This window comes from Georgenia sp. G2120, from assembly GCF_055326485.1.
Genome location: NZ_JBUZNL010000007.1, coordinates 143,256 through 170,221, shown reverse-complemented (window position 1 = coordinate 170,221; position 26,966 = coordinate 143,256). Strand labels below are relative to the sequence as shown.

The following is a 26,966-nucleotide window of genomic DNA, read 5'->3' as shown; positions in this document are numbered from 1 at the left end:
GAGCTTCGAGCTTCGCTTCACGTGTCTTATTCCTCATAGCCATGCCTGACCTCCCTCCGCCGGGCCACGCCGAGAGGCAGCAGCCGTGCGACCACGAGGTACGCCGGGCGGATCAGGAAGACGAGACGGACGACGGAACGAGACTGGCGACCGTCAGGCTCCGCGATGAACCCGACGAGTCCTTACCGGAGTACCGGAGCGCTCGGGAGCTGTGGGGCGGAGGCGGCTGATCCTGCGGATATGACCCGGCTCGATGCGCGTTTCACCCGGCCCCGGTAGCGGCACGCGCGCGGGCGATGGCTCGGTAGCGGCTCGGCGTCACGCCGACGCTACGACGGAACTGACGGGCCGCGAAATCAGGATCGTTCCACCCCACCTCACGGGCAAGCACTGCGATCGGCGTGTCTGTGGTGCGCCCGCCACCATGTCGAAGTGCAGCGCTTTGTTCTGCCGACCGACGCCACTTCGTCTGAGCCAGCTTTCCGCAGGAGCCCCGACCTCAGAGCCACCACACGTCTTTCAGACGAGGCCGACGCCGCCCGAGGGCGGCGTGTAGGAGCGGCGTTGGCTGGTCGTGTCACGCCTACCTGGTGCCCGAGGAAGGGGCGCGACGGTGACGGTTTCGATGCGTGTGATGTCGGCCGGCGACGGCTACAAGTACCTGTTGAAGTCGGTCGCCGCGGGCGACGGAGACCGGAGTCTCAGCACACCTTTGACCCGCTATTACGCCGAGGCTGGCGCGCCACCGGGGTTCTGGATGGGCTCGGGCCTGGGTCGTCTTGGGCACGGCGAGCTGGGCGAGGGCGCCCAGGTGTCGGAGGCCCAGCTACAGCTCTTGATCGGGATGGGGCATGACCCGATCACCGGAGAACCGCTCGGACGCGCCTACCAGCAGTTCGCGTCGATCGCGGAGCGGGTCAAGCAGCGCGTCGACGCACTCGATCCCGAACTCGGTCCAGCGGCCCGGGCGCAGGAAGTGACCGCGATCGAGGCCGAGGAAGCCGAACGCGGCACACGGCGTGCCGTGGCGGGGTTCGACTTCACGTTCAGCGTGCCGAAGTCGGTGTCCGCGATCTGGGCGGTTGCGGACGCGGGCACGCAGGCGCTGATCGCGGACGCGCATCATGCGGCGGTTGCAGAGCTGGTTGCGTTCCTCGAACGCGAGGTTGCAGCAACCCGTGTAGGTGCAACCGGCCCGGACGGAGCGGTTGCGCACGTCGATGTCGCTGGGGTCGTCGCGGCTGCGTTCGATCACTACGACAGCCGCTCGGGTGACCCGCAGTTGCACACCCACGTCGTCATCAGCAACAAAGTGCTCACCGTCCAAGACGGCCGCTGGCGGACTCTGGCCGGACGGCCGATGCACGCGGCGGTCGTGGCGGTCTCCGAGCTGTACAACGCCGCCCTCGCCGACCGGATGACCCGCACCCTCGGACTGGCCTGGGAGGCAAGGGAGCGGGGTCGGGACCGGAACCCAGCCTGGGAGATCGAGGGCGTGCCCGACGAGCTGGTGGCCGAGTTCTCCACCCGCACCCGGCACATCGAGACCGAGAAGGATCGCCTGATCGCGGAGTACGTCACCAAGCACGGCCGGCAGCCCTCAGCGCGGACGGTGCTGAAACTTCGGGCGCAGGCAACACTCGCCACCCGGCCGGAGAAGCAGATCAGATCGCTGGCCGACCTCACCGGCGAGTGGCGACAGCGCGCCGGCCGCATGCTCAACCAGGACGCAACCGGATGGGCGCTCGCCCTGACCAGCGGCGGCGAGCAGCGTCGGGTGCTGCGTGCCGATGACGTGCCGCTAGACGTGGTGGGAGAGGTCGGGCAGGCCGTGATGGAGACGGTCGGCGAGAAGCGTTCGACCTGGACACGGTGGAACCTGCACGCCGAAGCATCCAGGCAGCTCATGGGCTGGCGGCTTGCCAGCATCGAAGACCGCGAAGCGATCACCGGCCTCGTCGTGGACGCGGCCGAGCGCGCCTCTCTGCGGCTCACCCCGCCAGAGCTGGCGACCAGCCCGCTCGAGTTCCGCCGCCCGGACGGCACCACCCGGTTCCGTCCCCGGCACTCCATGCTGTTCTCGTCCGAGGCGCTGCTGGCCGCCGAAGACCGCCTCCTGGCCCGCGCAGACGCGACGACCGGACCCGCGGCGCCGTTGGAGACGGTGGAACGGATCGCCCACAAGCCCGACACGCGCGGCCGGGTGCTCGGCGAGGATCAAGCCGCCGCCCTGGCCGCGATCGCCGTCTCCGGTCGGGTCGTGGACGTGCTGGTCGGTCCGGCCGGCGCCGGGAAGACCACCGCCATGAGCGCGCTGCGCCGGGCATGGGAGAAAGAGCACGGCGCCGGGTCCGTGGTCGGCCTGGCCCCCTCGGCGGTCGCCGCGCAGGTCCTCGCCGACGATCTGGGGATCGCGACGGAGAACACGGCGAAGTGGTGGCAGAACCACCTCATGCACGGCACCACGTTCGCCGCGGGTCAGCTCGTCATCATCGACGAAGCCTCCCTCGCAGGCACCGCGTCGCTGGACCGGATCACCTGCGAGGTCGAGAAGGCCGGAGCGAAAGCCCTGCTGGTCGGAGACTGGGGCCAGCTCCAATCGGTCGACGCAGGCGGCGCGTTCGGCCTGCTCGTCCACGCCCGCGACGACGCCCCGGAGCTTCACGACCTGCACCGCTTCACCCACGCCTGGGAGAAGACCACCTCCTTGCAGCTCCGCCACGGCCGCGCCGAAGCGATCGACACGCTCATCGACCACGGGCGAATCACCGGCGGCGAGGCAGAGGCGATGATCGACGCCGCCTACACCGCCTGGCAGCGTGACCTCGCCACCGGGCGTGTGTCGATCCTCGTCGCCGAGACCCACGAGTCCGTCACCACGCTCAACGCCCGAGCACGGGCCGACCGGATCATCGACGGTGCCGTGAACCCGACCCGCGAGGTCGGTCTGCACGATGGCACCGCGGCGTCCGAAGGCGATCTGGTCATCACCCGCCACAACGACCGCCGGCTCCGCAACGGCAGAACCTGGGTCCGCAACGGTGCCCGCTGGATCGTCACCAACGTCCGCGAGGACGGATCGGTCAGCATCCGCCCCGCCGCACGCCGGTTCGGCGGTGGGATCGTCCTGCCCGCCGACTACGTATCCGAGCATCTGGACCTGGGCTACGCGATCACCGCGCACCGGGCGCAAGGCGTGACCACCGACACCTCGCACGTTGTTGTGTCCCCGACGACCACGCGGGAGAACCTCTACGTCTCGATGACCCGCGGCGCGGAAGGCAACTACGCCTACGTCACCGTTGACCGCGACGATCACGAGCACACCGAGCCGCATCCCGGCGACAACCCCAACGTCACTGCCCGCAGTGTCTTGTACGGCGTTCTCCAGCACATGGGCGCGGAGCTGTCGGCGCGCGAGACGATCACCGCCGAGCACGAGCACTGGGGCTCCATCACGCAGCTCGCGGCCGAGTTCGAGACGATCGCCCAAGCTGCCCAGCACGACCGCTGGGCCACCCTGCTCGCTGCGTCCGGTCTCACGCCTGAGCAGGTCGGCGACGTGTTCGACTCCGACGCCTATGGCGCACTCTCGGCGGAGTTGCGGCACGCCGATGCCAACCACCACAACCTTGACACCCTGCTCCCACGGCTGATCGGAGCCCGCAGTCTGGACGATGCCGACGACATCGCCTCCGTCCTCCATGCTCGACTCGCACGCGCCACGGCCAGACCGGCCGGGTCCGGTCGCACCCGCAAACCTCCCCGGCTTGTCGCCGGTCTGATCCCCGACGCCGGTGGGCCGATGGCCGACGAGATGCGCCGAGCCCTGGACGAGCGCCGAGACCTCATCGAGCAACGCGCCGACGCTGTGCTCCACAGTGCTTTCACCGACAAGGAGCTGTGGACGGCGAAGCTCGGCGCCCCGCCGAAGGACGAGAAGAAGCATGCGGCATGGTGGCGTGCCGCCCGCACGATCGCGGCCTATCGCGACCGCTACCAGGTCACCGACAGTCGGAACCCGCTTGGTCCGGCAGTGGAGAGCACCAGCCAGATGATCGACGCCGCGCGAGCGCGCGCCGCCCTCAACCGTGCACGGTCCATCGCAGGCGACGACCCGACGAGGGAGAAGGTGCGGCCGAGCGCCGTGACCCGACCCGCACCGCGCCTGTGACCACCCCGGCTCGGAGCGGCAGGAGAAAGGTTGGGGGAGCGGTCAGAGTGAGCGTCCCGGCGTGCCCGGTGACGGCCGCCGCTGGCCGAGGTCCCGTCCGACTTCCGGCCGTGTGACCGCGCGGCCGGGCGCGTCGGCGTCGAGCAACGCGATCACGTCGCTGGGCTGGGTGACGAGCGTCGCGAGGCCCTGTCGGATGAGTTCGTTCGGCCCGCTACTGGCGGCGCTGGTCACCGGGCCGGGCACCGCGCCAACGCCTCGGCCGAGGTCACGTGCCGCAAGGACAGTGCTCATTGACCCCGATCTGACGCCGGCCTCGGGAATCACGGTCGCACCGGACAGCGCCGCCAGCATCCGGTTCCGGGCGATGAACCGGTTCCTGGTCGGCGCGGACCCTGGCGGCACCTCGCTCACCAGCAGGCCGACGTCGCCGACCCTGTTCAACAGCTCACTGTGACCAGCGGGATAGGGACGGTCGAGACCGCCCGCGAGGACCGCGACAGTCTGCCCACCGGCGGCGAGAGCGCCGCGATGCGCGGCTCCCTCGATCCCGTAGGCGCCACCTGCGACGACGATGCGTTCCTCATCGGCCACACCTGTCACCAGCTCGCCCGTGACATGCTCGCCATAAGAGGTCGAGGAGCGGGAGCCAGTGACCGTGACGCGATCGCTCAGCGCCCTCGTCAGGAACGAGGTCGCTCCGCGCGTCCACAACAGGTACGGGGCACGGTCGCCCAGATCATCCAGACCGGCCGGCCAGTCCTTGTCGGACGGGATGAGCGTGCCGAACTCCCCGCCCTGAGTCTCGGCCACGCGGCCGAGCAGGGCAGGCGCGATCCGTGCAGCGCGGCGTTCGCGCCACATCAGCGCGTCGGCGCGAGCCAAGCCCGGCACGGGATCGTCAGACTCGATCAGCCGCAGCGTCTCGACCCCTCCGACACGAGCCAGCACGTGCCCGGTGGCTCGGTCGTTGGGCTCGGCGATCATCGACAGCGCGATCCGCGCCATCCGCTCGCCCTGTATCTGCTCCGCCAGCGTCGCCATGATCGGTGTCCTCTCACTCCAAGGTCACCGACGAGGTACACGCCCTCTCGCCGAGGGGGTTCCGCCTGTCAGAGCACGCTCGTAGACTGGATGACGAGGCAGGTTCCATAGCTACGCGGGTCCTTCGGGACAGCCCCTTTGAGGGCACTCGGTTCATAGCCGCCTCCACGACGGAAGACCGTCGCGCTATGACGAGGAAAGAGGCCCGCAATGTTCCGCACATCCGTGGCACTCAGCGCACGAAGCTACGGCGTACTCCGCTATGCCCCCACCAACCTGCTGCTCAACGCCATCCGCACCAGACGCGGCCTCAAGTGGGGCATCCCCGCCATGCTCCTGGCCGCGGTCTACTTCTATGCGGCGGCGATCTGCACCACGATCATCAACGACGGCGGCCCCGGCTGGCTGTACCTGCTGGTCCTGCTGTTCGTCTGGAACGCCTTCAAGTTCCTCTGGATCGGACCCGTCAGCCTGCTAGTGCTGTCCAGATCGAGGACTCGCGGGCGCCGGGAAGCCTGGCTGTCGGAGGGTGCCAAGTAGACTGACGCCAGCGGAGTCTACCCCTTCCGCATCCGGGGCTCGGGAGAGGTGGTGCAGTGGTCGGATCGCTGGCTTACACCGTAGACCATGGCGCAGTCTCCGCGATCGGCCACCTCCTCGAAGAGTCTGATGTCGCCGACATCGCGTCTGGTGTGCAATCGATTCTGCGAGATGACACTGGCGTCCAAGAAGCGCGCGAGGCGCTCGCCGACCTGGCAAAGACCGACTTCGAGAACGAGCGTTTGGAAAGTATCCTCACTTCTCCTGATTCATTCGATGAATGGCGAGTAGGGGAGGCGCTCGCCGAACATCATCTGATCACGGAAGTCGGATGCGAGTTCCCATGGCCCGACAGTCGATCGACGCGAAACCCCAATAGCAGCGGAGGGGGCGTGGACCTTGTTGGATTCCACGCGAGCGATCGAGTTCGGTTCGTCTTTGCCGAAGTGAAGACCAGCCACCAGCAGGCATGGCCTCCCGGCTTGCTGACGAGCCGGAGCCACGGACTTCATAGTCAGTTGTCCGGACTCAACGCGGGCGACGACCGTAGCAGGTGGGCGATTCGATACCTCACGATGAACTCGGTAGGTAAGTCGTGGCTGGAGAGTTTCCGTCAGGCGCTTGCGACCTACTTAGCAGACAGCCTGGATGTCGTCATCTACGGCGTTCTCATCCACGCGACCGAACCAAACCAGGCAGACCTTCGGGCCAGAGCCTCCAGTCTTGCCCAATCCGTGAAAGAACCAACCAGCATGGCGCTCGTCGCGATCTACCTAACCGCCGATCTACTGGCTCAGGTCGCAGATGCTTCGGTCGTATTGGAGACCGCGGCATGACTGTCTCCCGCGAAGCAATCAGTCGCCTCAGGTCGCACTGGGCAATCGAAGCGCTCGGAGCCGACCGGGTGAAGGCGGCCCACGACGCGGCTGCCTCCATGTACGTTGACTCGAACCTTGGTCGCCAGCTTCACCGCGAGGGCTCTCACGACGCCGCGACCGAGACTCTCATCCGCGACGTCGCCTTCGCATACGAGATTGTCGCCAGCGAAGGGATCGAGGCCCTCACGCAGGTGTCGCTGCACTCGGGCGCATCAGACGCCGCGGTGGCGGAGGCCGCGGCCCACGAGGCGTTCGCTCTACTTCGGGCGCTTCCGTTGAAGCTCGACTCGTTGGATGCGCTGGTACATCAAGTCCTTCAGCTCGGCGCGCTCGCATACTGTTCGGACCGCTGGGCGGAGTACCGGGCCTGGATGCGCGAGCGCGAAGTCAACCCCGAGCTCTTCCGATCCAACGGCTCATGGGACACACGTGTTCTAAGTGACCTAGGGCAGATTTGGACTCGGCTTCTTCGCAAAGACGGATGGCAAGACCTGGAAGGCGTCGCAGAAACCGTGGCGCGGCTGCGAGCCGAACAGAAAGAGAACGAGGAGCTTCTCTTCAACGCGCAATCACGGCCCGAAGACCTGCAGGTCGCTGGGTGGCGCCTCGTAGCCCTGTACCACTGGGCCAGGCTCTCGGAGATGGTCGCTACCTACCTCATGCAAGGGGAGCCAGCCGACATCGCGACGCAACTCGACTTCCACTTCGACCGAGCGATCTCCGCGGCACAGCAGTCTGCTGATCCAGCGTTCGTGGTGGTTCTCCAGTGGCAGCGCGCGATGGCTCAGCGCATGGTGGCGGGTGCCCTGTGGTCTGTCACACGAATCGGTCCCGAGATTCGGAGCATCGTCGAAACTGCGACCCGACACCGCTCGATGTTTGAGATGCTGCCTCCGCAGCGTATCGCGATTCAGGAACAGGGACTGCTGGACCCGGCAAGCGCAGCGGTCGTTGTCGATCTGCCTACGAGCGCCGGTAAGACTATCCTCGCTGAGTTCAAGATTGTTCAAGCGATTAGCCAGTTCAAGCAGGACAAGGGGTGGGTCGCATACGTGGCGCCAACACGGGCGCTGGTCTCGCAGATCACACGACGGCTGAGGCGTGACCTCGGACCAAGCGGCATTCGGGTCGAAGAGCTCACCTCCGCGGTGGAGATTGATGACATCGAAGCCGGAATGCTCAACGAATCGCCGTTCGACGTGTTGGTGGCAACTCCGGAAAAGCTCCACCTGGCTATCCGCAATGCGGCAATCGATCGACCGCTCGCTTTGTTGGTGCTTGACGAGGCGCACAACATCGAAGATTCCGACCGCGGCATCCGAATCGAGTTGCTGCTGGCCACGGTCAAACGAGACTGCACTCAGGCGAACTTCTTGCTGCTCATGCCTTACGTCCCGAACGGCGATGACCTCGCCCGATGGCTGGCACCGCGAACTGGAAAGAGCATCAGTCTTGCAACAACCCCTTGGCAGCCCAACGATCGGCTGATTGGTCTTGTCTCAGCGGTGGCCCCGACCGCTGGACGGGGTAGGGACTGGCGGCTGTCTTTCGAGCCCATGCTGACAAGCGGCTCATCGATGAACGTCTCCGGCCTCTACCAGATTGGTGAAGCACCACAACTTGATCGCACGTTTTCCAGTATCAAGAACAGTCTCAGCAAGATCGCTGGCGCAGCGGCGCTGACGCTGTCTGAGCGAGGAACTGCGATCGTAATCTGCCCCACTATCCCCACCGTATGGACAATCGCCGAGGAATTGTCCGAGGAGCTTCCGGAAGTGGATGATCCCGACGTCGCCTTGGTGCAGCGCTACCTAGCAGCAGAAATCAGCGAGGACTACGCCCTCATTGGCATGCTCGCGCGCCAGGTCGGAGTGCATCACGCAGGACTCTCGGACGAAACGCGCGCACTGATGGAATGGCTCGCCGAGCAGGGAAAGCTACGGATTCTGGTGGCGACTACCGGGCTTTCTCAGGGCCTGAACTTCCCAGTCTCGTCCATCCTCTTAGCAAGTCGGAACCTGCCCAGCGGTAAGTTCAACCGCCCCATGACCGCCCGCGAGTTCTGGAACCTCGCGGGCAGGGCAGGTCGTGTAGATCAGGACAGCATCGGCGTCGTTGGGATATCCAGCAAAGAAGGCGACCGCGAGTCGCTGGCGCAGTTCTTGTCCGAACAAGCAGGAGCGCTCGTTTCCAGACTCGTGGTTCTTCTGGATGAACTTGAAGATGCTGGTCGGTTGCTCAACCTAGAACGATCGCTCTACAACGATCAATGGGCAGACTTCCGTAGCTACGTGGCACACCTCTTCGCTCAGAAGAAGAATCTAGATGCTGTCCTATCTGAAACAGAGCTGCTGCTACGCAACACGTTCGGATACTCATCCCTAGCCGAGGCGAGTCCCGCTAAAAGGCAGAAGGGACTTAGGTTGCTGGAAGCGACGCGGGCTTATGCTGCTGAACTCGCTCAGAACGTTGAAACGACGACGCTCGCTGACAGCACGGGATTCACTCCCGAAGGCATCCGTTCAGCGATGGGCGAGATGCGTCGGATGGACAAGTCCCTCGACGTGAGCGATTGGCAACCGGGCAGTTTGTTTGGCGACGTCACCTCTAGCGCTCTACCTGACCTCATCCGGGTCATGCTTCAACTACCGCAGATCAGAGAGAGCATCGATGAACTGAGCGGCGTCGGCGCCGGGATCGGCGACAGAGCGGCAAAGATCGCCGCTGATTGGGTGGCAGGCGTCTCCATCAAGTCCATCGCCGAGCGATACTTCGGCGATGCGGCAAGCCCAACTGCCGCGCTTACGGAGGCAACCAAGGCAATCTACCGGAACCTTGCGACCGCCGGCACGTGGGGGATTTCCGCCTTGTCGAAGCTGCCCACGAGCGGTATTGATTTCGAGAACGTGAGCGAGAGTGACCTGCGAAGCATCAATCTGCTCGGTGCAATGCTGTATCACGGCGTCAACACTGAGGCAGGCGTAGTGATGCGGATGAGTTCAGTTCCGAGAACGGCAGCGAACTCGCTCGGCGCAGAGTTTGCACAGGGCCATGAGTCGGGCACCCTCCGTCCCTCGGAGGCGCGAGAGTTCCTTTCGCAACTCTCAGACGCGGACTGGGGTCGGCACGTTCCGAGAGGATCAGACTTGGCGGGGTCTGACCTGCGGGACCTGTGGCAGGTGCTGTCAGGTAGCGCTGGTGATCCTGGTGTTAGGACCGCCGCGGGCAAGGCAGAACAAGCTCAATCGGGATCGCACTGATCGCCGCACCATACCCGTCTCCACGCCCTGAAAGGCGCACGCAATGAAGCTCACCGCCATCTACGCAAGATTCTTCCGCTCGCTGAATTACGACTACGTTCGCCTTTCGAATCCGAACTACAGCCCTGACCCGTGGGACGGCACGCCTTCCGGAGCGCAATATCCCTTCGTGCGGCTGCGCTTGGAAGACCAGATCACCACTGTTGTCGGCGGCAACGAGTCGGGCAAGAGCCAGGTGCTAGCGGCGGTGCGCGCGGCACTTACCGGTGAAGGATACGAGAGAAGTGATTTCTGCCGATACTCGCCGTTCTTCTCTGTCGATAAAACGCTCATTCGACCAGAGTTCGGGGCCGAGTTCCGAGACCTCAGTCATGCTGACATCGAAGCGATTGAAGAAGCGACCGGTGAGACGGGACTCACTGGAACTGATCGTGTCGCCATCTTCCGGATGAATACGACCCCGCAACTACGTTTATACGCTCATCGAGGCGATCAGTGGACGAAACCTAGTCACGTCAAGAAGCCGTCGCTCTTGAACGATGCCGGGCTTCCAGCCCCGTTCAACATCGATGCCGACATTCCCCTGCCGGATAGCGTCCCGCTGGAGTTCCTGGCCACTGGCAAACCGGCGGCAGCCGTTGGGCGCAGCGTGCTTCGTAGCATCTGGGACGCTTTCACGAACAACTCCACCTGGTTTGACTCGAAAGATTCCGTTGTCAGCCAGGCGAGCGAAATCTCGACATCCTTCAAGACTTCGACATCAATCGACGAGAAAGAACTCAAGAAGTACCATCTCGCCGCTGACCTGTTGCTCAAGGTCGCAGGCCTCGACCGCTCCCAGTTTGTGGAGTTGCAGACCGCAGTCCGCACAAAGAACGGGTACGCGAACAGCATCGTCGACACGATCAACAGTGAGTTGTCGAAGGCGCTCAACTTCCCGCACTGGTGGACGCAGGACAGTCAGTTCGAGTTGTTCGTCGCGCTCTTCGAGTACGACTTGGTCTTCATGATCCGGGACCGGACTGGACGCTCCTATGGATTCGACGAGAGAAGCGATGGCCTCAAGTACTTCCTGAGCTACTTCGTGCAGTACCTGGCCCACGAGGCCCCTAGCGACGGCCGACCGGAAATTCTGCTGATGGACGAGCCCGACCGCTTCCTATCGAGTTCCGGTCAACAGGACCTCCTGAGAGTGTTCGCAGACTTCGCTGAACCCGAAGACGACGCCCGCGCTCCAGTACAAGTCCTCTACGTCACGCACTCACCGTTCCTGATCGACAAGAACCACGCCGAGCGTATTCGAGTACTCGAAAAGGGCGAATACGACGAGGGGACACGCATCGTCGCAAGCGTCGCACAGAATCACTACGAACCGCTCAGATCTGCGTTCGGGAGCTTTGTAGGTGAGACAGCCTTCATCGGTACCTGCAACCTAATGCTGGAGGGTCCATCTGATCAGATTCTGCTCGCCGGAATCTCAAGCTGGCTGGGTCGCCAGAATGCTCCCGATCGCGAAAGGCTTGATCTCAACCGTATTACCCTCGTCCCTGCCGGTGGTGTAAGTCAGGTGCCGTATCTGATCTATCTCGCCAGAGGGCGTGACGTTGAACAGCCAGCAGTGATCGCGCTCCTCGACGGCGACAAAGCAGGTAACGAAGCTCGGGCGACAATCCGTAAAGGCGGTGCGCGGCGCAAGCCGCTCATTGCCGACGACCTTGTGCTTCAACTTTCCGACGCGGAACTCGATGACGTCACAACCGACAACCCACATGGCAGAGTCGCCATTGAGGACCTGATACCGATCGACATCGCGATCGCAGCTGCAGGCAGCTACTGCGCCGAGTTCGTCCCAGACATCGACATCCCGAAGCTCGGACTGAGCATCGGCCCGGTGTTCGGTGAGGGCTCGGGAGGGGAGCCGCCGGCTGCAGGGGCGAAGGGAACGATTGACGCTCTGGAGCAAACGATCCGCAGGCTCACTGCTCAGGAGAACTTCGAACTGAACAAGATCGGTTTCGCTCGGAGCGTCCTCGCCGAACTCGCAAGCGACGCCACGCGAGAGCAGGATCGCCAGACCCTATCCAGGAACTTCCGTCAGCTATTCGAAGCCCTCGGTGTCAGGCAACGAAAAGCTGTCCGCGCCGAGAGCGTCGAGCGGGTTTCCAGCCGCATCAACCGTGCACGAGACCGTTTCATACGAGAGCATGTCTCGACGGCCACGCGAGAACATGTGCTGTTGCTCATCGAGGAGATCTCAGGGCAACTCGACAACTCTGAGGAAGCAGAAGACGTCCGGGCTGAAATGCGCTCGTGGCGGCCTCGGTTCCATCTCGACGAGGACCCGCGTGAGGCCATCGAAGACATTGAGGAGCTTCACGCCGCTCTTCGGTCACTTGCCTATCTCGGAAAGCGCAAAGCTGCGACCGAGCCAACCCTTCCCGCCCCCAAAACTGAAGAAGACCAGGCAACGCCGGCTATCGCTGGCGAGCCTGAAACTGTTGTTGAGAGCCCCGCAGGTAGCCAATCGAGCACAAATGCGGAGCACGTTCTGAGAGGAGAAAACGCATGAGCGCGTATCTGGTCACCTATGACCTGAACGCGCCGGGCCAGGACTATGAAGCGCTGATAGAACGCATCAAGTCGTACGGGACATGGGCGAACTTGATGAAGTCCACATGGATCGTGGTCTCCAACACGTCGGCGGACGCCGTGTATACCCACCTACGAGGCGCGATGGACGACAGCGGCTGGCTGTTTGTCGTCGACATCTCGGGCCAGGATCGTCAGGGCTGGCTGACGAAGGACACCTGGGAGTGGATTCGCAAGCACGTGTAACCGAGCGCGCCAACAGACCACTCATGTCTCGGTGGCGCCCGCAGAGCCTTCTCTAATGTCTTCCGCAGGGGGACCAAAAGGGGACCAGAATCATGCGATCCATGCATCTCGTGGCTTGCTCTGCATGATCTGAGGTCCGGAATCACGCGGTTTCCGGCCTCGACCAGGCTGTCTAGACGCCTGGGGGTCAAGGGGTCGCAGGTTCAAATCCTGTCAGCCCGACAACAGCTGAAGGGCCGCCGTCCTGCGGAAACGCGGGAGGCGGCCCTTTCTGCTCCCCACCCATCCTCGTCCCACGACGACGGACCGCCGGCCCACCTCGCGGTGGACCGGCGGTCCGTGGTGCCTGCCGTGCAGGTCCCCGTCAGGGGAGCGGCTGGTGCCGGTCGCCTCAGGCGGCCGGGAGCTCGAGGGCCTGGCCCACGAAGATGAGGTCGGGGTCCGCGACCGTGTCGGCGTTGAGGGCGTAGATGTCCTCCCACGACGCGATGCCGTGGGCCTCGGCGATCGTGCTGAGGGTGTCGCCCTCGGCCACGACGTACTCCTCGCCGGAGCCCTGGACGGTCGGCGCCGGGGCCTGCTCCTGCGGAGCGGCCTGCGGTGCGGGCGCCTGCTCCTGGGGAGCCTGCTCCTGCGGGGCGGCCTCCGGCTCGGGCGCGGGCTGCTGCGGGGCCTGCTCCTGGGGAGCCTGCTCCTGCGGGACGGTCTCGGGTGCCGGCGCCTGCTCCTCGGGAGCCGGCTCGGGCGCGGCCTCGCCGCCGCCCGGCACGGAGTTGCCGGAGAGGCCGAGCTGGGCCGAGCAGGCGGGCCATGCGCCCCAGCCCTGGACGGCGAGCACGTTCTCGGCCACGCGGATCTGCTCGGCGCGCGAGGCGTCGGCCGGGTTGCCGGTGCCACCGAAGGCGGCCCAGGTCTGCGGGTGGAACTGGAGCCCGCCGTAGTAGCCGTTGCCGGTGTTGATCGACCAGTTGCCACCGGACTCGCACTGCGCGAGGTCGTCCCAGACGGAGGTGGGGGCAGCGCTCGCGGCCGAGGCGCCCATGACGCCTCCTGCGGCGAGGACGCCGGCGACGGCGAGGCTGCGGATTGCGGTCGTGGTCTTTCGAGTTCGCATGATCTCTTCCTGGGTGCCTCACGTCAGGCTGCCACCTGCTGATCGACTGTCAGGAGGGCGCCCGCCCGGCAGCGACTGAGGCTGGCGGACGCCCGTGGGACGTGCACGACGTCACCCCGGCTCCGCGTTGCGGAACCGTGACACACGTGACTGCCCAGGTCACGCCATTCCAGTCGACGACTGGCCTGGCGGTCGGTCCGGCGTTGCCGATCCGTGACCTGAACGCATCGCGCCCGCCACGCTAAGGAAGAGGTGGGCGTGCTGTCTACCGTGCCTCGGCGTTGTGGGCCGTGGCGTCGGCCACGCCGTCGTCGAGTCTCAGCGCGGGTCGATCGCGTCGAGAGCGGCCTCGAGGCGGCCGACCGCGGCATCGACGTCGCCCAGCTTGTCGAGCCCGAACAGCCCCATCCGGACGGTGGAGAAGTCCTCGCCCTCGCCGCACTGCAGGGGGACGCCGGCGGCGACCTGCAGGCCGACCTGCTTGAACGCCGCGCCCGTGCGCACCGCCGGGTCGTCGGTGTGCACGACGACGACGCTCGGCGCCGCGAACTCTCCGTCGGCCACCGGCGGCAGGCCTCGGGAGGCGAGCAGCTCCCGGACCCGGGTGCCGAGCTCGACCTGCGACGTGCGCAAGGTCTCCAGCCCGCGCCCGACCGTCTCGCGCATGAGCTCGAGGTTGTGGGCCAGCGTGTCGGTGGGCATCGTCGCGTGGTAGGGCGCGCGGCCCTCGCGGTACTCGTCGGCGATCGAGAGCCACTTCTTCAGGTCTGCCGCGAAGCTGGTCGAATCGGTCGCGAGGACGGCCTCCCGGGCCGCCTCGCCGAGCATGACGTACCCGGCGCCCGGCGACCCGCTCCACCCCTTCTGCGGCGCGGTGAGCAGGACGTCCACGCCGATGTCTGCCATGTCCACCCACAGGGCCCCGGAGGCCACGCAGTCGAGGACGAACAGGCCGCCCACCTCGTGGACAGCCTCGGCGACGGCCCGCAGGTAGTCGTCGGGCAGCACCATGCCCGCCGCCGTCTCCACGTGGGGGGCGAGCACGACGTCGGGGCGGCCCGTGCGGATCGCCTCGACGACCTCCGCCACGGGCGCGGGGGTCCACACCGACCGGTGCCCCGTCGTCGTCGGGCGTGCTGCGCACACGGTGACCTCGTCCGCGATGGCGCCCCGCTCGAGGATCTGCGACCACCGGTAGGAGAAGAGCCCGTTGCGGATGACCAAGGCGCGACGGCCCGTGACGAGCTGGCGGGCGACGGACTCCATCGCGTACGTGCCGCCGCCGGGCACGATCGCCACGCTGTGCGCCGCGTACGTCTCGGCCAGGATGTCGATCAGCTCCTGCATGACCGAGACGAAGCGCGCGGACATGTGGTTGAGGGCGCGGTCCGTGAAGACGACCGAGTACTCGAGGAGGCCGTCGGGGTCGACGTCGTCGTGCGGAAGGCTCACGCGGACACTGTGCCACGCATACGCGGCGGGGCGATCGTCCGTACGGCATCCGGGCCGGCGTCCGTACGGTGGTGGGTGCCGCGCCGCGCCGGCCGGCGCGGACGGACGAGAGGACGCACATGATCAGCACTCCGGTCACCCCCGACCTGGTGGTCGGGATCGACCGCCTGGAGACGACGGCCCGCGGCCTGCGCCCCCACCGGCTGCCGGCCTGGGTCTGCGAGCAGGTGCCCGACCCGCGGATGGCGGCGATGGAGGCGCAGCCGGCCGGCGCGCGGATCGTCGTGGACACGGCCGCGACGTCTCTCGAGCTCGTCCTGCACCCGACGCACCTCGCCTACCGGGGCATCGAGCGCCCGCGCGGCGCCGTCGACCTCGTCGTCGGGTCCGAGCTCCTTGCCACGGACGAGCTGACCGGGGGTGACGCGTTCGTGACGGACCTGACCACCGGGGAGACCGAGCTCGTGGCCGGGCCGGCGCACGTCGCGCGGTTCGGGGGCCTGGCGGCGGGGGAGAAGCGCCTCGAGCTGTGGCTGCCGCACAACGAGACGGTCGAGCTCGTCGAGCTGCGCTCGGACGCACCGGTGGCGGCGGCCCCGCGGACGAGCCGGCGGTGGCTGCACCACGGCAGCTCGATCAGCCAGGGGTCCAACGCGGCGACGCCGGCGGGGACCTGGGCCTCGCGGGCGGCGCGGCTCGGAGGCGTCGACCTGCGCAACCTCGGACTCGGCGGCAACGCGTTCGTCGATCCGGGCCTCGCCCGGCTCATGCGGGACACGCCCGCCGACCTCCTCAGCGTCAAGCTCGGCATCAACCTGGTCAACGCCGACGCCATGCGCGTGCGGACGCTCGTCCCGGCGGTCCACGGGTTCCTCGACACTCTGCGCGACGGGCACCCCGACACCCCGCTCCTCGTCGTCTCCCCGATCTTCTGCGCGATCCACGAACGCACGCCCGGGCCCGGCGCGTTCGACACCGAGGCCCTGGCGCGTGGGCAGGTGCGCTTCGCCGCGACGGGGACCGAGGGCGACGTCGAGCTCGGCCGACTCACGCTGGAGGTCGTGCGCGAGGTGCTCGCCGACGTCGTCGCGCGCAGGGACGATCCACACCTGCACCTCCTCGACGGCCGGGACCTCTACGGCGAGTCGGACGCGGTCGCGCACCCGATGCCGGACGCCCTGCACCCGGACACCGCGACTCACGAGCTCATGGGTTCCCGGTTCGCGAACCGTGCATTCGGCCCCGGCGGACCGTTCGCAGGATCCTCGCCGGGGAGGACTTCCACCCCGGACTCGCACCAAGGGCCCTGATCCGGCGGTATCGTCCGTCGACGCCGTCGCTCCACCGAACGCCGGCGCACCCGCGGGTGCATCGACGAGACGAGGGGGAGGGCGACGTGCCGGAGGAGGAGGTCCCGCCGGGCCGTCGGGTCGTCGAGTGCATCCGAGACCTCGGGCCGATCTCGAGGGTGGACGTCGCTCGGCGCACCGGTCTGGCGCCGGCCACCGTCAACCGGTGGGTCGCCCGGATGATGCGATCGGGGCTGGTCCGCGACGTGGGTGCCGACCTCGGGACCGGCGGCCGGCCGTCCGTGCTCGTCGAGCTGGACGAGCGCCACGGGGTCGTCCTCGCGGTCGATGTGGCCGACCGGCACATCGACCTCGCGCACCTCGATCTCACCGGTTCGGCGATCACGACGGAGCGGGTGCCGACGCCCGGGCCCAAGGGACAGGACCGCCTCCAGGTGGTCATCGACCACATCGCCGCGGCCGCCGCGGCCGAGGACGGCCCGCCCGTCCTCACCATCGGAGTCTCCGTGCCCGGGCCCGTCCACCACGACGGCACGGTCCAGTTCGCGCCGTCCCTCGACTGGCACGACGTCCCCCTCGGCCACCTGCTCGAGGAGGCGACCGGCCTCAGCGTGGTCGTGGAGAACGACGCCAACCTCATCGCGCTCGCGGAGTTCGCCCGCGGCCCCTGGGAGGACGTCCAGACGCTGGTGACGATCGCCGTCTTCGACGGCGTCGGCATGGGCATCGTCGAGGGCGGCCGGGTGTGGCGCGGCGCGACGGGGGCCGCCGGCCAGATCGGCCGCATGCTCTTCTCGCCCGACGCGCTCGGGACCACCTTCGGCGGCTTCGGTGACCTCGAGCTTCACCTCGGCCGGGTCGGCATCGCCTCCCGTGCCTCGGCGCTCGGGCTGGTGACCGGGAACGACCCGCGCGACGCCGACGTCGTGCTCGAGCGGGCCGCCGCCCGGGAGCCGGGGACGCGCGCGCTGCTGGGCGAGCTCCTCGACGACTACGCGTTCGCGCTCGTCAACGTGTGCGCGCTGCTCGAGCCGGACGTCGTCGTCCTCTCCGGCCTGTTCGACCGCTGGGGCGACCTCGTCATCCCGTTGCTGGCCTCCCGGATGGAGGGGCAGGTCGTGACGATGCCCCGGCTCGAGCGCCCCTCGATCGGCCCGACCGGTGCCCTCGTCGGCGCCGGCCTGCGCGCCTTCCAGGAGAGCGGCGGGCTCGGCTCGCTCATCACGGGCTGACCGGTCGCGTCGGCGGTGCGGGGGCAGGCCGTGGGAGAGAAGGCGGCCCGAGCCGCGCTCTCGACAGCTCGGCCCGGTCCGAGCCGCACTCTCGGCATGTCGGCGCGGGTCCTCGCACCACCCCGGACGACCACGAACCGCAGTCTCGACGACGACGACGAACCGCAATCTCGACGACGACGAACCGCAGTCTCGACGGGCCGTGGCTGATCCGTGGCCGAGCTGTGGCCGATCCGTTCATCGGTGCTCCGAGGGGCGCGCCGCGCCGCGTGATCGAATGTGCTTGACGCCTGGCGGAGCGCCGGGGTAGCTTCACGGCACGACTTTGCATCACCCCAAAAATAAGTCGGCCACCGGTTCAAGGAGGAACTGTCATGCGCAAGCGCACAGTAGCGACGGCCGCTGCAGGCCTGTCACTCGCCATGGTCCTCGCCGCCTGCGGCGGCGGGGACGACGAGGGCGGCGGCGGCGAGGGTGGAGAGGCCGCGGAGGGCCCCTTCACCGTCGGCGTCAGCAACGCGTTCGTCGGGAGCGAGTACCGCACCCAGATGATCCAGGTCATCGAGGAGACGTTCGCGGAGTACGAGGAGCAGGGCCTCGTCGACGAGCTCGTCATGGAGAACGCCGACGCGGACGTCAACGGCCAGATCCAGCAGATCCGCAACCTCATCAACCAGGACGTCGACGTCATCATCGTCGACCCCAACTCCGCCACGGCCCTCGACGCCGTGTTCCAGGAGGCCATCGGCCAGGACATCATCGTCATGGCCATCGACCAGGCGGTCGAGACCGCGGACGTCGTCAACGTCGGCATCTCCCAGGAGGACCTCGGCCGCACGAGCGCGGAGTGGTTCGCCGAGCAGGTCGGCGAGGGCGCGCAGATCGTCACGGTCGAGGGCGCGTCCGGCAACCCGGCCACCGACGCCCGCTGGGCCGGCGCCGAGCCGGTCTTCGAGGAGGCCGGCATCGAGGTCGTCGCCCGCGGCGACGGCGGCTGGGACCAGTCGGTCGGCCAGACCACGGCCACCGACCTCATCTCGACCAACCCGGACATCGACGGCATCTGGACCTACGACGGCATGGCCCAGGGCGTGCTGCGCGCGGTCCAGGCCGCCGACGCCGTCGAGGACCTCGTCATCGGCGGCGAGGCCCGCGTCCAGTTCATGTCGAGCTGGACCACCATGCTCGAGGAGGGCACCGACTTCTCCAGCATCGGCGTCATCAACCCCCCGGGGACCGGGGCCGCGGCGCTGCACATCGCCATGCGCCTGCTCCAGGGCGACGAGCTCGATGAGTCGCAGCTCGAGAACGGCAACACGGTCGTCCTCGAGCTCGCCGACCCGGTGACGAACGACAACATCGAGGAGCAGTGGGCCGAGGTCTCCGACCAGCCCGACACCTACGTCCTCGACTCGGTCCTCACGGCCGACGACGTCGACCAGTACTTCGCCGAGTGACGCGACGGGGCGGCGCCACCGCACCGGTGGCGCCGCCCCTCGTGCGCCAGGGGGTCCCTGACCCGGACCCCGTCCCGCCCCACGACATCCGCCCTCAGGAGGTGCCCGGATGAGCACGCTCACGATCGACCAGGTCGACAAACGGTACGGCGGCGTCCAGGCCCTCAAGGACGCCTCGCTCGAGCTGCGCGCCGGCGAGGTCCACGGACTCCTCGGCCCCAACGGCTCGGGCAAGTCCACGCTCAACAAGGTGATGTCGGGCGCCGTCAAGCCCGACCGCGCCCGCATCGCCATCGACGGCACCGAGATCTCCATCGACCGGCCGCTCGACGCCCAGCACCACGGCATCGCGTCGGTCTACCAGCACCTCTCGATCGTCCCGCACCTGACCGTGGCGGAGAACCTCGTGCTCGGCACGGAGGCCACGAGCGCCGGCTTCCTCACGCCCGGCAAGCAGCGCAAGCGGGTCGACGAGGTCCTCGAGCGCCTGGCGCCCGGCCTCGGCCCCAAGGTGCGCCCCGACACCCGCGCCGGGCGGCTCGGCCCGGGCCAGAGCCAGATCCTCGAGCTCGGCAAGGCCTGGCTCCGCGACCCGCGCTTCCTCGTGCTCGACGAGGCCACCGCCTCGCTGCACCGCGACCAGGTCGAGCTCCTGTTCTCCGTGGTCCGCGAGCTGACGGCCGACGGCGTCGGCGTCGTCTTCGTCTCCCACCGCATGGAGGAGGTCCTCGCGCTGTGCCAGCGCGCGACCATCCTGCGCAACGGCCTCAACGTCGCCACCGTCGAGGTCGCCGAGACCACCGACAAGGAGCTCGTCCGGCTCATGGTCGGCGACGAGCTCGCCGCGCGCGTCGGCGCCGCGACCGAGACGAACCGTCGACCCGGGTCCGAGCCCGTCATCGCGACGACCGACCTCGTGGCTCCCGGCGTCGACAAGGTGACGATGCAGGTCCGGCCCGGCGAGGTGCTCGGCCTCGGCGGCCTGCAGGGCCAGGGCCAGTCCGAGCTCCTGCTCTCGTTGTTCGGCGCGAACCCCGCCACCTCGGGCGAGATCACGATCGACGGCACGCCGCGCCGCCTCGGCCGCACCCGCACGGCGATCCGCGCCGGCGTCGCGCTCGTCCCCGGCGACCGGGGCAAGGAGGGGCTCTACGACAAGCGCTCCATCCAGGAGAACATCTCGACCGTCTCGCTGCGCGCCCGCGCCCTCCTCGGCGCGATCTCCATGCGCAAGGAGCGGTCGGTCGCCCGCGAGCAGGTCAAGGCGATGAGCATCAAGATCGGCTCCCTCGACCACCCGGTGAGCAGCCTGTCCGGCGGTAACCAGCAGAAGGTCGTCATCGCCAAGTGGCTGCCGGCCGACCCGCGCATCGTCCTCCTCGACGACCCGACCAAGGGCGTCGACGTCGGCGCGAAGGCCGAGATCTACTCGATCATCCGGGCCCTGACCGCGGACGGGGTCGCCGTCGTCCTCAACTCGAGCGACGACGCCGAGCTCGAGGAGCTGGCCGATCGCGTGCTCGTCCTGTTCGAGGGCGGGGTCGTCAACGAGCTCGAGGGTGAGGAGATCACCCACTCTGCCCTCGTGGCGAGCGCCCTGCTGGTCGACGACGACAAGGAGGCCATGCCCTCATGACGCAGACCACCGAGAGCTCCACGCAGGGCTCGACCTCACCCACGATCGCCGACCGGCTCCGGGACGGCGGCTGGCAGCGCCGGCTGACCTTCTCCCTGTCCGGCTGGGTCACGCTCGGCCTGCTGGTCGCGGTCATCGCGCTCAACGCCGCGCTCCAGCCGACGTTCTTCACCGAGTACTCGATCACGAGCAACTTCGCGACGTTCGCGCCGCTTGTGCTCGTCGCGATCGGGCAGGGCATCGTCGTCATCGGGGGAGGGCTCGACCTCTCGGTCGGCTCGAACCTCGCGCTCTCCAGCGTCGTCGCACTCAAGGCGATGGACGGCGACGACAGCCGGATCCTCGTCGGCCTCGCCGCCGGCATCCTCACCGGGGCGCTGTGCGGCCTCGTCAACGGGTTCGTCATCGCCGTCGTCCGGCTCCAGCCCCTCATCGCCACCTACGCGACCGGCTCCGTGTTCGCCGGTGCAGCTCTGGTCGTCCTGCCCTCGCCGGGTGGCAGCGTCCCCGGCGAGATGGTGAGCATGTACCGCGACACGATCATCGGGCTGCCCGTCGCCGCACTCATCGTGCTGGCCGGCATGGCCGCCTGGGTCACCCTCGACCGGACGCGCCTCATGCGGCACATCCGAGCCGTCGGCGGCAACGAGCAGGCCGCCTACACCTCGCTCGTCCCCGTCGTGAAGTCGCGCGCGCTGACCTACACGGTCGCCGGCGCGTTCGTCGGCGCCGCCTCGCTCGCCATCCTGGCGAACTCCGGATCGGGCGACCCGTTCATCGGGGAGGCGTTCATCCTCGACTCCATCGCCGCCGTCGTCCTCGGTGGCATCGCCCTGTCCGGCGGTCGCGGGACCGCGATCGGCGCCGTCGCCGGTGCCGTCATCCTCACGATCATCGACAACGTGCTCGGACCGCTCGGCGTCCCGACCTTCTGGCGGCCGCTCATCAGCGGCCTGGTCATCATCGCCGCCTTCGCGCTGTCGGTCCTCACCAACCGGAGGGAGTCCGAATGAGCACCGCGACGGACCTGACCTCTGACGGCGACCTGCGGGCACGGCTCGTGACGGCTCTCCGTCAGCCCATCGTCGTCGCCGCCCTCGCGGCGATCGCCATCCTCGTGGTCGGCCAGCTCGTCTCGCCGGGCTTCGCGAGCTACGGCCAGATCATCTCGATGCTCCGCGTGGCGAGCTTCCTCGGGATCATGGCGATCGGCCAGACCATCGTCATCCTGTCCGGCAACACCGGCATCGACCTCTCGGTCGGCGCGGTCGCCACCTTCGGCGCGATCGTCGGTGCGCGGGTGATGGACGGGGACAACTCCAACCTCCTGCTCGGCATCCTCATCCCGGTCGCCCTCGGCGCCGGCCTCGGAGCGATCAACGGCCTCGGCATCGTGGCCCTGCGGCTCCCGCCGTTCGTCATGACGCTCGGGATGATGGGTGTGGCCGGCGGCCTCTCGCTCGCCTACACCCAGGGCGTCGCGGCCGGGCGCAGCGCACCTATGCTGACGAGCCTCGTCAACACCCGCTGGTTCCTCGGCGTCCCGGGCGTGGTCTACGTGTGGCTCGCCCTCGTCGTCGTCGTCACGCTCCTGCTGCGCCGGACCTCCTACGGCTGGAACCTCTACGCCGTCGGGACCAACCGGCGGGCCGCTCGGCTCTCGGGACTGCCGGTCAACCGCACGGTCGTCGGCGCCTACGCCGCCTCCGGCGCGTTCGCGGTCGTCGGCGGGCTCATGCTCCTGGGCTACAACGAGTCCGTCCTGCTCAATCTCGCCGACGACTACACGCTCACCACCGTCGCGGCCGTCATCATCGGCGGCACGCTCGCCGCCGGCGGCATCGGTGGCTACGCCGGCACCGCGGTGGGCGCGGTCCTCCTGCAGTTCCTGCAGAGCTTCCTCACCACCGTGCGGATCCCCGAGTCCTGGCGGACCATCATCACCGGCCTCGTCCTGCTGTCCATCCTCGCCCTGTTCGGACGCCAACGCCGGCTCCGTTCCTGACCACCACGACAGACCTCACAAGGAGATCCATCATGTCCCAGCGCACCACCCTCGGCGTCGGAATCGTCGGGGCGGGATTCATCGGCAACTTCCACGTCGACTCGTGGCAGGGAGTCCGGGACGCCGACATCGTCGCCGTCACCTCCCGGACGCGCGCCTCCGCCCAGGCCCTCGCGGAGAAGGCCGAGGCCACCGGCGTCGGGTCGGACGTCGCGGTGCACGACGACGTCGCCGCCCTCGTGCGCGACCCCCGCGTCGACGCGGTGTGGGTCCTCACGCCGAACTTCACCCGCCTCGAGGTCGTCCGCGCGATCACCGAGGAGGTGACGTCCGGGCGTGCGGAGCTCAAGGCGATCGCCATCGAGAAGCCGCTCGGCCGCACGATCGAGGAGGCCGTCCAGGTCCTCGAGCTCGTCGAGGGCGCGGGCCTGCTGCACGGCTACCTCGAGAACCAGGTCTTCTCCCCGAGCATCACCCGGGCGCACGAGCTGCTGTGGAACCGCGGCGCCTCCGTGGCCGGCACGCCCTACCTCGCGCGCGCCGCCGAGGAGCACTCCGGCCCGCACAACACGTGGTTCTGGAACGGCGCCGACGAGGGCGGCGGCGTCCTCAACGACATGATGTGCCACTCGGTCGAGTCCGGCCGGTTCCTGCTCACGCCCCCCGGCAAGGACTCCGCCGAGTGGCTGACCCCGGTCTCGGTGACCGCGACCATCGCGTCCCTCAAGTGGGGCCGCGCCGCGTACGCCAAGCAGCTCTCGGACACGTACCCGGGGGTCGTCGACTACACGAAGACCCCGAGCGAGGACTACGCCCACGCCGTCTTCGAGTTCGTCAACGGCGACGGCGAGCCCGTGGTCGTCGAGGCCACGACCTCGTGGAGCTACGTCGGCGCCGGCCTGCGGCTGTCGTTCGAGCTGCTCGGCCCCGAGTACTCGATGAAGTCGGACACCCTGTCGACCGAGTCGCAGATCTTCCTCTCCCGCGCGCTCGTCCAGGCCGAGGGCGAGGACATGGTCGAGAAGCAGAACGCCGAGCAGGGCCTCATGCCGATCGTCTCGGACGAGTCCGTCACCTACGGCTACACCGGGGAGAACGCCACGTTCGCGTCGGACTTCCTCGCGGGTCGCCAGCCGGTGGAGAACCTCCGCACGGGCCTCGACGTCGTCCGCCTGCTCATGGCGGCCTACCACTCGGCCGAGACCGGCCAGACGGTGCGCTTCCCGTTCGAGCTGACGGACTACGTGCCCGCCGTCGCGCGCGGGGAGTGGAACCCCCGCGCCTGACCCCAGCCCGGGAGGGCCTCATCGCTCCCTCCCGTCCGCGGTCGGGGCCCGGTGACGGTCCGCTCCCGTCACCGACCGACCGCACCAGCGCGACGCCCCGGCGGACTCCGCCGACTACCGCCGGGGCGTCGTCGCGCGTCCGGACGCCGTCCCTCGCGACGGGTGCAGGAGGACGTACCGCGCGGTGCGGTCCTTCGGACGACGACCGTGCGGCGGCCCCGTGGGGTCAGCGCCGTACCTCGGCGTCGTCCCGGGTCGAGCGCACGGCGAGGGCCAGGAGACCGGCGACCGCACCCCAACCGGCGTTGACCGCAAGCACGGGGACGATGGCGATCGGGTTCGCCAGCGGCCCGTCGAGCCGGCCGTCGAGAAGGGGCGACAGGATCCCGCTGAGCAGGATCGACGCCACCGCGTAGACGAGTCCCGTGACGACGAGCGTGGCGAAGGGGCGCCGCGTCCGGCCCAGTCCCACGACCGCGACCCAGACGACGGTGACGAGCACGGTGGCGCCGATCGGGAGCGCGGCACCGGTCTCGACCTCGGCCTGGCCGGTGACGATCCGGGCGAGCGGGCGCACGAGCCCGAACAGGCCGAGCCCGACGGCGAGGGCCCAGCCGATGCCGGCGTGCCAGGGTCGCGTGGGACCGTCCGCCGAGGACCGTGATGCGTGGTGAGTGTTCATGGTCGCGACGCTAGGGACGGCGTCCCGGGACCCGCGTCCGCACCGGGACGCTCGTCCCGTCGTGCTCCGACGACGACGCCGTACGTCCGGAGGCGACACCGCTGTCCGCCCTGCGGCCGATCCCGGAACGGGGCACGGCTGCCTAGGCTGACGGGATGACGGGCGCCACGGTCTCGGCGAGACCCGCGCCCCGGGTCGTCGACCTGCTGCTCGCGGTGGGGGTCTCCGCGGCCCTCGTCATGATCGTCGCGCTCGCCGAGCCGGTGCCGGGCGGCGCGCCGCGGCCGCTGGCGCACCTGTTCGCCGTCGGGTTCGGTGCGGTCCTCCTCCTGCGCCGTCGGTTTCCCGTGGGCGTCCTGGTCGTCAGCGCCCTGGGCACGTTCGGCTACTACGCGGCCGACCTGCCGGTGATCGGGGTGGCCGTCCCGATCCTGGGTGCGCTGTACTCGGCCGCCGAGGCGGGGGCGACCCGCGCCTCGATCGCCTGCGGGTCCGTCGTCCTCGTCGTCGCGCAGCTCTTCCGGCTCCGGGACGATCCCCGCCCGGCGGGTTACGTCCTCGGGTACGAGTCGGTCGCCAACCTCGCTCTCATCGGCGGCGCGATCGCACTCGGGTACGGGGTGCGCGCGGGGCGGGCGCGGGCGGAGCAGCAGGCGCGGATCGCCGAGATGACCCGTGAGCAGCTCGAACGCGAGGGACGGATGCAGGTCCAGGTCGAGCGTGACCGGATCTCCCGCGACCTGCACGACACGGTGGGCCACGCGCTCTCGGCGATCACCCTCCATGCGAGCGTGGGGCTGGAGGCTCTCGGGCGGGACGGCGACGAGGGTCGCTCCACCACGCCCCGCCCGCCGGGCGTCGGTGCCACCGCCCGGCAGGCGCCCGACGTGTCCGCCGCCGGCCACGCCATCGCCGAGATCCGCGACGAGGGCGCGCGTGCGCTCGGAGAGCTGCGGACGATGGTGCGCGTCCTGCGCGCGGAGGATCGTCGGCGCGAGGTGCTCTCGCTGGACGCGATCGGCCCGCTCGTCGAGCGTGCGCGCCAGGCCGGGATCGACGTGTCGGCGGACGTCGTCGTCGATGTCGCCGAGCTGTCCGGGCCGGTCGACACGGCGGGCTACCGGGTCGTGCAGGAGGCGCTGACGAACGTGCTCCGCCACGCCCGCGCGCGCACGGTCACGGTGCGCGCCCGTCTCGCCGGCGGGACCCTGGAGCTCACGGTGGCCGACGACGGCGTGGGCGCCGCCGAGGTCACCGCCGGCTACGGCCTTACCGGCATGGCCGAACGGCTCCGCCTCCTGGGCGGTTCGCTCACCACCTCGTCCGCGCCCGGCGAGGGGTTCGTCGTCGTGGCACGCGTCCCGGCGAGGCTCACGTGATCCGCGTCGTCCTGGTCGACGACCAGGAGCTGGTCCGCACCGGCCTGCGCTCCCTCCTCGAGCGGGACGGCGACATCGAGGTGGTCGCGGAGGCCGCCGCCGGCCTCGACGGCATGGCCGCCGTCCGGACCCGCGCCCCCGACGTCGTGCTCATGGACATCCGGATGCCCCGGCTCGACGGCATCGCGGCCACGGCACAGGTCGTGGCCGACTCCCGCCTGAGCGACGTCCGTGTCGTCGTGCTCACCACCTTCGACGACGACGCGGACGTGCTCGCCGCGGTCCGCGCGGGCGCGTCGGGCTACCTCCTCAAGGACGTGTCGCCGACCGATCTGCGCGAGGCCGTGCGGGTCGTCGCGGGCGGGGAGGCGCTGCTCTCGCCGGCGGTGACGACGACCCTCCTGGCGCACGTCGCCCGCGGGACGGCCGGTGACGTGCGGCCCGCGCTCCTCGACGGACTGACCGCCCGGGAGCGCGAGGTCCTGGCCCGGGTAGGACTGGGGGAGTCCAACGCCGAGATCGGCGCCGCCCTGCTCATCTCTCCCGCGACCGCGCGCACGTACGTCAGCCGGCTCCTCGCCCGGCTCGCCGCCCGGGACCGTTCGCAGCTCGTCGTCCTCGCCTACGAGTCCGGGCTCGTCACCCCGGGGGGCGGCGACGGCTGACGCTCGTGCGGTCTCGG

20 protein-coding genes are annotated in these 26,966 nt (G+C 68.7%); 16 read left to right on the top strand and 4 right to left on the bottom strand.

Features of this window, described 5'->3' with window-relative positions; all coding sequences use genetic code 11:
- Positions 1 to 230 (top strand): hypothetical protein (locus ACZLMO_RS09990; RefSeq protein ID WP_463653660.1); only part of this gene is annotated, 230 nt, incomplete at its 5' end.
- A gap of 383 nt (positions 231 to 613) precedes the next feature.
- A complete protein-coding gene (gene mobF / locus ACZLMO_RS09985; RefSeq protein ID WP_463653659.1) occupies positions 614 to 4,174 on the top strand; it encodes a MobF family relaxase in 3,561 nt (1,186 codons plus the stop codon).
- A gap of 42 nt (positions 4,175 to 4,216) precedes the next feature.
- Here mobF and ACZLMO_RS09980 read toward each other — a convergent pair whose 3' ends face one another.
- Positions 4,217 to 5,218 carry a DNA-processing protein DprA gene (locus ACZLMO_RS09980; protein WP_463653658.1) on the bottom strand — a complete coding sequence of 334 codons (1,002 nt, stop codon included), beginning with the start codon at positions 5,216 to 5,218 and terminating at the stop codon, positions 4,217 to 4,219.
- Positions 5,219 to 5,428: 210 nt separating this feature from the next.
- Between ACZLMO_RS09980 and ACZLMO_RS09975 the strand changes: the two genes are divergently transcribed.
- Genes ACZLMO_RS09975 through ACZLMO_RS09955 form a run of 5 tightly spaced genes read left to right on the top strand, consistent with a single transcriptional unit; the run spans position 5,429 to position 12,731 of the window.
- Entirely contained in the window at positions 5,429 to 5,758 is a 330-nt protein-coding gene (locus ACZLMO_RS09975; RefSeq protein WP_463653657.1) for a sulfate permease, read from the top strand.
- Between the two features lie 56 nt (positions 5,759 to 5,814).
- Positions 5,815 to 6,594 carry a hypothetical protein gene (locus ACZLMO_RS09970; protein WP_463653656.1) on the top strand — a complete coding sequence of 260 codons (780 nt, stop codon included), beginning with the start codon at positions 5,815 to 5,817 and terminating at the stop codon, positions 6,592 to 6,594.
- The gene (locus ACZLMO_RS09965; RefSeq protein WP_463653655.1) at positions 6,591 to 9,896 is read left to right on the top strand and encodes a DEAD/DEAH box helicase; all 3,306 of its coding nucleotides are present in this window, start codon (positions 6,591 to 6,593) and stop codon (positions 9,894 to 9,896) included. The genes ACZLMO_RS09970 and ACZLMO_RS09965 overlap by 4 nt, the downstream gene beginning before the upstream one ends.
- A gap of 43 nt (positions 9,897 to 9,939) precedes the next feature.
- Positions 9,940 to 12,465, top strand: a complete 2,526-nt coding sequence (locus ACZLMO_RS09960; protein WP_463653654.1) for an AAA family ATPase — start codon at positions 9,940 to 9,942, stop codon at positions 12,463 to 12,465.
- Positions 12,462 to 12,731 carry a hypothetical protein gene (locus ACZLMO_RS09955; protein WP_463653653.1) on the top strand — a complete coding sequence of 90 codons (270 nt, stop codon included), beginning with the start codon at positions 12,462 to 12,464 and terminating at the stop codon, positions 12,729 to 12,731. Before ACZLMO_RS09960 ends, ACZLMO_RS09955 begins: the two co-directional genes overlap by 4 nt.
- Positions 12,732 to 13,122: 391 nt before the next feature.
- On the opposite strand, the gene ACZLMO_RS09950 is transcribed toward ACZLMO_RS09955, so the two are convergent.
- Positions 13,123 to 13,845 (bottom strand): LysM peptidoglycan-binding domain-containing protein, encoded by a 723-nt coding sequence (locus ACZLMO_RS09950; RefSeq protein ID WP_425714127.1) that lies wholly within the window; start codon positions 13,843 to 13,845, stop codon positions 13,123 to 13,125.
- Between the two features lie 318 nt (positions 13,846 to 14,163).
- A complete protein-coding gene (locus tag ACZLMO_RS09945; RefSeq protein ID WP_463653652.1) occupies positions 14,164 to 15,297 on the bottom strand; it encodes an aminotransferase class V-fold PLP-dependent enzyme in 1,134 nt (377 codons plus the stop codon).
- Between the two features lie 119 nt (positions 15,298 to 15,416).
- Between ACZLMO_RS09945 and ACZLMO_RS09940 the strand changes: the two genes are divergently transcribed.
- The 7 genes from ACZLMO_RS09940 to ACZLMO_RS09910 all read left to right on the top strand — a co-directional run bounded on the left by ACZLMO_RS09940 (position 15,417) and on the right by ACZLMO_RS09910 (position 24,223).
- Positions 15,417 to 16,607, top strand: a complete 1,191-nt coding sequence (locus tag ACZLMO_RS09940; RefSeq protein WP_463653651.1) for a GDSL-type esterase/lipase family protein — start codon at positions 15,417 to 15,419, stop codon at positions 16,605 to 16,607.
- A gap of 86 nt (positions 16,608 to 16,693) precedes the next feature.
- Complete coding sequence (locus ACZLMO_RS09935) at positions 16,694 to 17,839, top strand: ROK family protein (protein WP_463653650.1); 1,146 nt, start codon at positions 16,694 to 16,696, stop codon at positions 17,837 to 17,839.
- Between the two features lie 374 nt (positions 17,840 to 18,213).
- Positions 18,214 to 19,296 (top strand): substrate-binding domain-containing protein, encoded by a 1,083-nt coding sequence (locus tag ACZLMO_RS09930; protein ID WP_463653649.1) that lies wholly within the window; start codon positions 18,214 to 18,216, stop codon positions 19,294 to 19,296.
- 109 nt (positions 19,297 to 19,405) lie between these two features.
- Positions 19,406 to 20,932, top strand: a complete 1,527-nt coding sequence (locus tag ACZLMO_RS09925) for a sugar ABC transporter ATP-binding protein (protein ID WP_463653648.1) — start codon at positions 19,406 to 19,408, stop codon at positions 20,930 to 20,932.
- Positions 20,929 to 21,945, top strand: coding sequence for an ABC transporter permease (locus ACZLMO_RS09920; RefSeq protein ID WP_463653647.1), 1,017 nt, complete (start codon positions 20,929 to 20,931; stop codon positions 21,943 to 21,945). The genes ACZLMO_RS09925 and ACZLMO_RS09920 overlap by 4 nt, the downstream gene beginning before the upstream one ends.
- A complete protein-coding gene (locus ACZLMO_RS09915) occupies positions 21,942 to 22,937 on the top strand; it encodes an ABC transporter permease (protein WP_463653646.1) in 996 nt (331 codons plus the stop codon). The genes ACZLMO_RS09920 and ACZLMO_RS09915 overlap by 4 nt, the downstream gene beginning before the upstream one ends.
- A 32-nt stretch (positions 22,938 to 22,969) precedes the next feature.
- A complete protein-coding gene (locus ACZLMO_RS09910) occupies positions 22,970 to 24,223 on the top strand; it encodes a Gfo/Idh/MocA family protein (RefSeq protein ID WP_463653645.1) in 1,254 nt (417 codons plus the stop codon).
- Between the two features lie 226 nt (positions 24,224 to 24,449).
- On the opposite strand, the gene ACZLMO_RS09905 is transcribed toward ACZLMO_RS09910, so the two are convergent.
- The gene (locus ACZLMO_RS09905; RefSeq protein WP_463653644.1) at positions 24,450 to 24,905 is read right to left on the bottom strand and encodes a hypothetical protein; all 456 of its coding nucleotides are present in this window, start codon (positions 24,903 to 24,905) and stop codon (positions 24,450 to 24,452) included.
- 155 nt (positions 24,906 to 25,060) lie between these two features.
- On the opposite strand from ACZLMO_RS09905, the gene ACZLMO_RS09900 reads away from it, so the two are divergent.
- Positions 25,061 to 26,284: a sensor histidine kinase gene (locus ACZLMO_RS09900; protein ID WP_463653643.1), complete on the top strand. Its 1,224-nt coding sequence runs from the start codon at positions 25,061 to 25,063 to the stop codon at positions 26,282 to 26,284.
- Positions 26,281 to 26,949, top strand: a complete 669-nt coding sequence (locus ACZLMO_RS09895; protein WP_463653642.1) for a response regulator transcription factor — start codon at positions 26,281 to 26,283, stop codon at positions 26,947 to 26,949. The genes ACZLMO_RS09900 and ACZLMO_RS09895 overlap by 4 nt, the downstream gene beginning before the upstream one ends.
- The last annotated feature ends 17 nt before the right edge of the window (positions 26,950 to 26,966 follow it).

Excerpts from the sequence above, each read along its gene's own strand:
- ACZLMO_RS09900 (WP_463653643.1), top strand. The coding sequence starts at position 25,061 with ATGACGGGCGCCACGGTCTCGGCGAGACCCGCGCCCCGGGTCGTCGAC.
- ACZLMO_RS09965 (WP_463653655.1), top strand. The coding sequence starts at position 6,591 with ATGACTGTCTCCCGCGAAGCAATCAGTCGCCTCAGGTCGCACTGGGCA.
- ACZLMO_RS09955 (WP_463653653.1), top strand. The coding sequence starts at position 12,462 with ATGAGCGCGTATCTGGTCACCTATGACCTGAACGCGCCGGGCCAGGAC.
- ACZLMO_RS09940 (WP_463653651.1), top strand. The coding sequence starts at position 15,417 with ATGATCAGCACTCCGGTCACCCCCGACCTGGTGGTCGGGATCGACCGC.
- ACZLMO_RS09930 (WP_463653649.1), top strand. The coding sequence starts at position 18,214 with ATGCGCAAGCGCACAGTAGCGACGGCCGCTGCAGGCCTGTCACTCGCC.
- ACZLMO_RS09980 (WP_463653658.1), bottom strand. The coding sequence starts at position 5,218 with ATGGCGACGCTGGCGGAGCAGATACAGGGCGAGCGGATGGCGCGGATC.
- ACZLMO_RS09915 (WP_463653646.1), top strand. The coding sequence starts at position 21,942 with ATGAGCACCGCGACGGACCTGACCTCTGACGGCGACCTGCGGGCACGG.
- ACZLMO_RS09905 (WP_463653644.1), bottom strand. The coding sequence starts at position 24,905 with ATGAACACTCACCACGCATCACGGTCCTCGGCGGACGGTCCCACGCGA.
- ACZLMO_RS09950 (WP_425714127.1), bottom strand. The coding sequence starts at position 13,845 with ATGCGAACTCGAAAGACCACGACCGCAATCCGCAGCCTCGCCGTCGCC.
- ACZLMO_RS09920 (WP_463653647.1), top strand. The coding sequence starts at position 20,929 with ATGACGCAGACCACCGAGAGCTCCACGCAGGGCTCGACCTCACCCACG.
- ACZLMO_RS09960 (WP_463653654.1), top strand. The coding sequence starts at position 9,940 with ATGAAGCTCACCGCCATCTACGCAAGATTCTTCCGCTCGCTGAATTAC.
- ACZLMO_RS09975 (WP_463653657.1), top strand. The coding sequence starts at position 5,429 with ATGTTCCGCACATCCGTGGCACTCAGCGCACGAAGCTACGGCGTACTC.
- ACZLMO_RS09925 (WP_463653648.1), top strand. The coding sequence starts at position 19,406 with ATGAGCACGCTCACGATCGACCAGGTCGACAAACGGTACGGCGGCGTC.
- ACZLMO_RS09910 (WP_463653645.1), top strand. The coding sequence starts at position 22,970 with ATGTCCCAGCGCACCACCCTCGGCGTCGGAATCGTCGGGGCGGGATTC.